This window comes from Mycobacterium sp., from assembly GCF_049683355.1.
Classification (GTDB): Bacteria; Actinomycetota; Actinomycetes; order Mycobacteriales; family Mycobacteriaceae; genus Mycobacterium.
The window spans coordinates 1-7,363 of the sequence record NZ_JBAUJB010000211.1 but is presented as its reverse complement, the minus strand read 5'-3'; the positions used below and the strand labels follow the sequence as shown (position 1 = coordinate 7,363).

Genomic DNA, 7,363 nt, shown 5'->3' with positions numbered 1-7,363 from the left:
TTAGCCACCGCGGAATGGGTCGCCTTCTACAACCGAGAGCGCCCCAACGGGTACTGCGACGACCTCACCCCCGACCGGGCCGAGGAACTCTACTACGATCGAAAATTGCACCCTCAAACCGAGGAGGCAGTCAGATAACGGGGCCTCCGGACACGCCGGGGTGGATCAGGGCCCAGCTTCGCCGACTTCGCGGCCAATGCCAAGGAGATGTCCGGCAACACAGACTGAGACTGAGCAGGCTGTGCAGCACGTCGCCGGAATTGCATTCCAGCAGAGGACGCTCAAGAGGGGACCTACTGGAATGCAGTTCCGGCGGTGAAACGATACGGAGAGAGGTTGATATGCCGGGTGGCATGAGTTTTGAACTCACCGAGGACCAGGAGTTGATCCGCAAGTCCGTCGCCGAGTTGGCGGGCAGGTTCGACGACCAGTACTGGATGGAAAAAGACCTGGCGCACGAATTCCCCCGGGAGTTCTACGATGCCGTCGCCAAGGGCGGTTGGCTCGGTATGACCATCCCCGAGGAGTACGGCGGTCACGGCCTCGGGATCACCGAGGCGACGCTACTGCTCGAGGAGATCTCACGCTCAGGGGCCGCGATGAACGGCGCCAGCGCCATCCACCTCTCGATCTTCGGCATGCAGCCGGTGGTCAAACACGGCTCCGATGAGCTCAAGGCGGCGACGTTGCCCCGGATCGTCGACGGTGACCTGCACGTGTGCTTCGGCGTCACCGAACCCGGTGGCGGATTGGACACCTCACGCATCACCACCTCCGCCAAACGCGAAGGCGACAGGTACCGCGTCAACGGCCGCAAGGTCTGGATCTCCAAGGCGCTCGAGTCCGAGAAGATCCTGCTGCTCACCCGCACCGAGCCGTACGAGCAGGTCACCAAGAAAACCGACGGGATGACGCTGTTCCTCACCGACCTCGACCGTGACCACGTCGACATCCGTGCGATCAAGAAGATGGGACGCAACGCCGTCAGTTCCAACGAACTGTTCATCGACGACCTGATGGTGCCGATCGAGCACCGCGTCGGCGAAGAGGGCCAGGGGTTCAAGTACATCCTCGACGGACTGAACCCCGAGCGGATGCTGATCGCCGCCGAGGCGCTCGGCATCGGCCGCGTCGCGCTGGAGAAGGCGGTGAAGTACGGCAACGAGCGTGTGGTGTTCAACCGCCCCATCGGCATGAACCAGGGCCTGCAATTTCCGCTGGCCGACTCCCTGGCCCGCCTCGATGCCGCCGAACTGGTCCTACGCAAGGCGACGTGGCTGTATGACAACGGCAAACCCTGTGGCCGAGAAGCGAATACCGCGAAGTACCTGTGCGCCGACGCGGGCTTCGGGGCAGCCGACCGGGCATTGCAGCTGCACGGCGGTATGGGGTATTCCGAGGAGTACCACGTGTCCCGGTACTTCCGGGAGTCGCGGCTGATGAAGATCGCCCCGGTCAGCCAGGAGATGATCCTCAACTTCCTCGGTGAACACGTCCTCGGTCTGCCCAGGAGCTACTAGATGACCCCGCAGAGGACATTCGGCGGCGGCATGGTGACCTGAACAGGTGATAGAACCGCAACCGCACCCCGCCCCGCTGGCTGGCGTCACCGTCGTCGCCATGGAACAAGCCGTCGCCGCACCAATGTGTACCCGGGTGCTGGCCGACTTCGGCGCGCGCGTCATCAAGGTGGAAAACCCCAACGGGGGCGACTTCGCCCGTGACTACGACGACGTCGTGAACGGCCCCGGCGGCCTCGCCGCGCACTTCGTGTGGTGCAACCGAGGCAAGGAGTCGGTGACGCTGAACACCAAGTCTCCGGCCGGTGTCGAACTGCTGCACCGGTTGCTCGACCGTGCCGACGCGTTCGTGTCCAACCTGGCGCCCGGCGCGACGGCACGGCTGGGCGTCGCACCCGCCGACCTCGCCCAGCGGCACCCCGACGTCATCCCGGTCGAGATCGACGGATACGGACCCGGTGGGCCGATCTCGCACAAGCGGGCCTACGACCTCCTGGTGCAGGCGGAGTCGGGATCGTGCGCGATCACCGGCTATCCGGGTATGCCCGCGAAACCCGGGCCGGCGATGGCCGACTTCAGCACCGGGCTGTACGCCGCCATCTCGATACTGGCGTTGCTGTTCGGGCGGAGCAACCGGGCGGCGGGGGCTGCGACTTTCAGGGCCCCGTCGGTGGAGCTGAGCCTGTTCGACGTGATGACCGACGTGATGGGTTATGCCCTCACCTACACCCAGCATTCCGGCATCGACCAGCAACCGCTCGGGGTCGGCTCACCCGCCGTCGCGCCGTACGGCGCGTTCCCCACGCGCGACGGTCAGACCGTGGTCCTCGGCACCACGAACGACCGCGAGTGGCAGCGGGTCGCCCGGGAGATCATCGATCGCCAGGACCTCGCGGACGACCCGCGGTTCGCCACCAACTCCAGTCGTTGTGCCCACCGGGAGATCCTCGACGGGGCCATCGGGTCGTGGTGTGCCCGGCACGATCTGGCGGAGATCCAGCAGATCGCCGACGCCGCCGGCATCGGCAACTCCCGCTACAACGTCCCCAGCGAAGTGGTGGCGCACCCGCAATTGGCGGCGCGCGACAGGTGGCGGAGCGTGGCCACCCCCCGCGGTGACATCCAGGCGCTGCGGCCGCCGCCGGTGATCAGCGGCTTCGAGCAGCCGATGGGAGCGGTCCCCGGTCTGGGGCAGCACACCGACGCGGTGTTGGGCGAATTGGGAGTGTCCACCGAGGAATTGGTCCGGTTACGGGCCGAGGGCGCGATCGGACCGGCCTACTGATGTCCGATTCCTCCTCGCGTCCGGAGAAGGCTGACGACCAGGTGCTGCTTTCCGCGGATCGCGGCGGCGTGCGCACGCTCACGCTCAACCGGCCCGAACGCAAGAATGCGCTCGACGCCCGGCTGTGGGTGGAACTCGCCGACGCGCTCCGCGAGGTCAAGCGTGACCGCGACGTACGCGCGCTGGTGCTCACCGGCGCCGGTGGTGCGTTCAGCTCGGGAGCCGACATCGGCACCGGTGAGGAGATCCACCCGCGCTACAAGCTGGACCGGCTCACCGATGTCGCACTGGCACTGCACGAACTCACGGTGCCGACGGTCGCGAAGGTCACCGGCATCGCCGTCGGCGCCGGCTGGAACCCGGCGCTCGGATGCGACCTGGTCGTGGCCACCCCCGAGTCGCGGTTCTGCCAGATCTTCGCCAAGCGCGGACTGTCGGTGGATCTCGGCGGGTCCTGGTTGTTGCCCAGGATCGTCGGACTGCAGCAGGCCAAGCGGCTGGTGCTGCTGGCCGACATGATCGGCGCAGGAAGCGCACGCACTCGGGCTCGTCACCTGGGTGAAGGCCTCCGACGCGATCGACGGGTTCGTCGACGAGTTGGCCGCCCGGCTGGCCACGGGGCCACCGTTCGCGCTGGCGCAGAGCAAGGCGCTGCTCAACGACGGCGCCAACGCCACGCTCCGCGAGGCGCTGGCCAACGAAGCCCGGGCGCAGCCCGGTAACTTCGCGACGGCAGGCTCGACGCAGGCGTACCTCGCCTTCGCCGAGAAGCGGGAGCCGGAGTTCACCGGAACGTGGGCGTTGCACGAGAAGGAGCAGAGCTGATGCGGGAAACGGTCATCGTCGGGGCGGTACGTACACCGGTCGGCAAGCGCAACGGCGGCCTGTCCGACCAGCACGCCGCCGATCTGTCGGCACTGGTGCTCAACGAGCTCGTCGAACGCACCGGTGTGGACCCCGACATCATCGACGACGTCGTCTGGGGTTGCGTATCCCAGGTGGGCGACCAGTCCAGCAACATCGGCCGATACGCCGTGCTGGCGGCAGGCTGGCCCGAACACATCCCCGGCACCACGGTCAACCGGGCCTGCGGGTCCAGTCAGCAGGCGCTCGACTTCGCCGCGCAGGCGGTGATGTCGGGCCAGCAGGACGTCGTCGTGGCCGGGGGAGTGGAGGTGATGAGCCAGGTCCCGCTGGGAGCGGCACGCGCCACCGGGATGCCCTACGGGCCCAAAGTCCTTGCCCGCTATCACAATTTCGCGTTCAACCAGGGCATCTCGGCCGAGATGATCGCCCAGCAGTGGAACTTCTCGCGCACTCGGCTCGACGAGTACTCCGCGCACTCCCACGAGCGGGCGGCCGCCGCGCAGGACGCCGGGGCCTTCAAGGACCAGATCGTGCCGGTGTTCACATCGGGCGGAGTGGTCACCGACGACGAGGGGATCCGGCGCGGCACCACCCCGGAGAAACTTGCAGGCCTCAAGCCGGCATTCGCCGACGATGGTGTGATCCACGCCGGGAACTCGTCGCAGATCTCCGACGGCGCAGCGGCGCTGCTGGTCATGACCGCCGAGAATGCGGTGGCACTCGGTGTGACGCCGCTGGCGCGCTACCGGGCCGGTGCGGTCACCGGCGCGGATCCGAAGCTGATGCTCACCGGGCCGATTCCGGCGACCGAGAAGGTTCTGCACAAAGCCGGTGTGGACCTTTCCGACGTCGGCGTGTTCGAGGTGAACGAGGCGTTCGCCCCGGTCCCGCTGGCGTGGCTGGCCGACACCGGAGCCGACGAGCGCAAACTCAACCCACTCGGGGGCGCGATCGCCCTGGGTCACCCGCTGGGCGCGTCGGGCGCGGTGTTGATGACGCGGATGATTCATCACATGCGGGACAACGGAATTCGATACGGCTTGCAGACCATGTGTGAGGGCGGCGGCACCGCCAACGCCACGCTGGTCGAGCTCGTCGCCTGAGGAGAGCACAATGCGTCGAGACCTGTTCACCGAGGACCATGAGGCTTTTCGCGAGCTCGCCCGTGATTTCGTCGACAAGGAGATCGTCCCCCACTACCCGGAGTGGGAAAAGGGCGGCCGGATGCCCCGCGAGGTCTTCGAACAGATGGGCTCGCTCGGCATGCTCGGGATGGCCATCCCCGAGGAGTGCGGCGGCGCGGGCATGCCCGACTACCGCTACAACGTGGTGCTGCAGGAAGAAGCGGCCCGCGCGCTGGTGACGCTGTCGACGGTGCGCACCCAGCTCGAGGTGATCCTTCCCTACTTTCTGCATTACGCGAATGCCGAGCAACGGCGGCGCTGGTTTCCCGGCCTCGCGGCGGGGACGCTGCTGACCGCGATCGCAATGACATAACCAGGCACCGGATCGGACCTCGCGGGAATGCGCACCACCGCGGTCCGGGACGGGTCGGGGGACGACGCGGACTGGATCGTCAACGGCGCCAAGACGTTCATCACCGGCGGCATACAGGCGGACCTGGTGATCGTCGTCGCCCGCACCTCGACTGATCCGGACAACCGTCGCAAGGGGTTGACCCTGTTGGTCGTCGAGGACGGGATGGCCGGTTTCACCCGCGGGCGGGAACTGGAGAAGATGGGCTGCAAGGTGCAGGACACCGCGGAGCTGTCCTTCGTCGATGTGCGCGTCCCGGCGACGAATGTGCTCGGTGAGGTCGACGAGGCGTTCGGCTACCTCGGCCACAACCTCTCCCAGGAGCGGCTGACCGTGGCCGTCGGATCGGTGGCGCAGGCCCGCTCGGCGATCGCCGAGGCCATCGACTACACCAAGGACCGCAAGGCCTTCGGCACGCCGGTCGCGTCGTTCCAGAACACCAAATTCGAGCTGGCTGCCTGTTCGACGGATGTCGAGGCCGGCCAGGCGATGCTGGACCGGGCGATCGCGCTGCACGTCGAGGGCGAACTGTCCGGCGCCGACGCGGCCAGGGTGAAGCTGTTCTGCACCGAGATGCAGCAGCGGGTGGTCGACCGCTGCCTTCAGCTCTTCGGCGGATACGGCTACATGATGGAGTACCCCATCGCCCGGCTGTACACCGATGCACGGGTGGCCCGCATCTACGCGGGAACCAGCGAGGTCATGAAGGTGATGATCGCCAAGTCGCTGGGGTTGTGACCGGGTAGATCGGAAACTCGTTCGAAACAATTCGCGTGAGACCCTTGTCACATGCCGCAAACCTACCTACTGTGCGTTCACTAGGTTGGTTCAGCAAGGAGTCCAGTGGCAGCCCCCGGATCCGTGTCCCGCCCCTACGCGACCCTGTTCGCCAAAGGTGAGGACCGCAGGCAGCGCATTCTCGCCGTGGCAGAGCGATTGTTGGCGCGCAACGGTTGGCGCACCACGTCGCTGGCCCTGATCGCCAAAGAGGCGGGAGTGACACCCGCAGGCCTGCTGCACCACTTCGAGTCCAAAGAGCAGCTCCTCAACGCCGTGTTGGACGCACGAGACGCCGACGACGACGCGCACGCGGACCGCTCGGGTGACCTGATCGCCCAGCTCGTCCGTGTCCCGGAGCGCTTCGAGCGGGCCCCCGAGCTCGTCGGGACCTTCGCGGTACTGCTGGCGGAGAACATCGCCCCGGACGCGCCGTTGCACGACAGGCTGCACAAGCGCTATCGAGACGCGGTGGACATCCTGGTGTCGATGATCGAGCGCGGCCAGCGCGACGGGAACTACCGCACCGACCTCGACGCGGCCGCCAAGGCCGTGGAGATTCTGGCCTTCATCAACGGAATGGAGATCCTATGGCTACTCGACCCTTCAGTCCCCCTGACCGAGGTGTTCAAGGAGTACGCGGAGTCGCTGGCGCGGGATCTGACACCGCAGGAGGCGACATGAGGTACCGACTCGACGTCGTCGCGCCCAGCGTGCTCGATGCGGTGCAGTTCGCCGGCGGTTGGATCTACGACCGGGTGATGGCGGGCTGGGATGTCACCGTGCTGGTCGGAAGCGACGAAGACGTGCGCCCCTCGAGATCCTTCGGCGCACAGACCTTGGATCTGGAAGCAGTGCTGGAGTCATGGGAACAGCGCCCGCACCCGCAGACAGTGGCGGTGGCCGCAGATCTCTTCGACCGTGACGATCGGGTGCGCAGGGGGGTTCTCGGAGCGCTCGAACAAGGTGCGACCGAGGTGACCCTGTGGGGGGCACCCCTGCCCGCCGAACTGGACAGCAGCGTCGATTCCGTCGAGCACCGGCTCAGTGCTGCGGCGCGGGCCTTCAAGGCCCAGGCACTGGCGGTGGCCATCGGCGCGGTCGTCGAACCGGTCGGCCGCAGCGAGACGTTCTGCTACGGCATGATGCTGTCGGTCGCCGCGGACCTGGTTCCGGCGAGCTGACCGGGCAGCCCGGGGTCAGCTCATATCGATCAGGACTTTGCCTATCGCGCGGCCGTCCCCCACGTGACGCAGATCGCGCAGTTCGTGTTCATTGCGCTCGAACTGGTCTCGCGGTACGTCCTGGAACTGGAAGCCGAGCACGTGAATCCCTTTGACCAGCACCAGGTTCAACGGAATGCTCGGGATGACCCCTG

Annotated in this window: 5 protein-coding genes and 3 pseudogenes; 7 read left to right on the top strand and 1 reads right to left on the bottom strand. The window is 66.8% G+C overall.

Features of this window, described 5'->3' with window-relative positions; translation table 11 throughout:
* Positions 1 to 353: 353 nt before the first annotated feature.
* The 7 genes and pseudogenes from WA944_RS12660 (at position 354) to WA944_RS12630 (ending at position 7,169) form a co-directional block, all read left to right on the top strand.
* Positions 354 to 1,520 (top strand): acyl-CoA dehydrogenase family protein, encoded by a 1,167-nt coding sequence (locus tag WA944_RS12660; RefSeq protein ID WP_526371878.1) that lies wholly within the window; start codon positions 354 to 356, stop codon positions 1,518 to 1,520.
* Between the two features lie 46 nt (positions 1,521 to 1,566).
* Positions 1,567 to 2,805, top strand: coding sequence for a CaiB/BaiF CoA transferase family protein (locus WA944_RS12655; protein WP_526609137.1), 1,239 nt, complete (start codon positions 1,567 to 1,569; stop codon positions 2,803 to 2,805).
* Positions 2,805 to 3,630 (top strand): annotated as a pseudogene (locus WA944_RS12650) (enoyl-CoA hydratase/isomerase family protein). Before WA944_RS12655 ends, WA944_RS12650 begins: the two are co-directional and overlap by 1 nt.
* Positions 3,630 to 4,775 (top strand): thiolase family protein, encoded by a 1,146-nt coding sequence (locus WA944_RS12645; RefSeq protein ID WP_526646997.1) that lies wholly within the window; start codon positions 3,630 to 3,632, stop codon positions 4,773 to 4,775. Before WA944_RS12650 ends, WA944_RS12645 begins: the two are co-directional and overlap by 1 nt.
* A gap of 10 nt (positions 4,776 to 4,785) precedes the next feature.
* A pseudogene (locus WA944_RS12640) lies at positions 4,786 to 5,946 on the top strand (acyl-CoA dehydrogenase family protein).
* Positions 5,947 to 6,051: 105 nt separating this feature from the next.
* Complete coding sequence (locus WA944_RS12635; RefSeq protein ID WP_526371884.1) at positions 6,052 to 6,669, top strand: TetR/AcrR family transcriptional regulator; 618 nt, start codon at positions 6,052 to 6,054, stop codon at positions 6,667 to 6,669.
* On the top strand, positions 6,666 to 7,169 hold the full coding sequence (locus WA944_RS12630) for a hypothetical protein (RefSeq protein ID WP_526371886.1): 504 nt from the start codon (positions 6,666 to 6,668) through the stop codon (positions 7,167 to 7,169). The genes WA944_RS12635 and WA944_RS12630 overlap by 4 nt, the downstream gene beginning before the upstream one ends.
* A gap of 15 nt (positions 7,170 to 7,184) precedes the next feature.
* Here WA944_RS12630 and WA944_RS12625 read toward each other — a convergent pair.
* Positions 7,185 to 7,363, bottom strand: a pseudogene (locus tag WA944_RS12625) (NADPH:quinone oxidoreductase family protein); the annotation flags it as partial.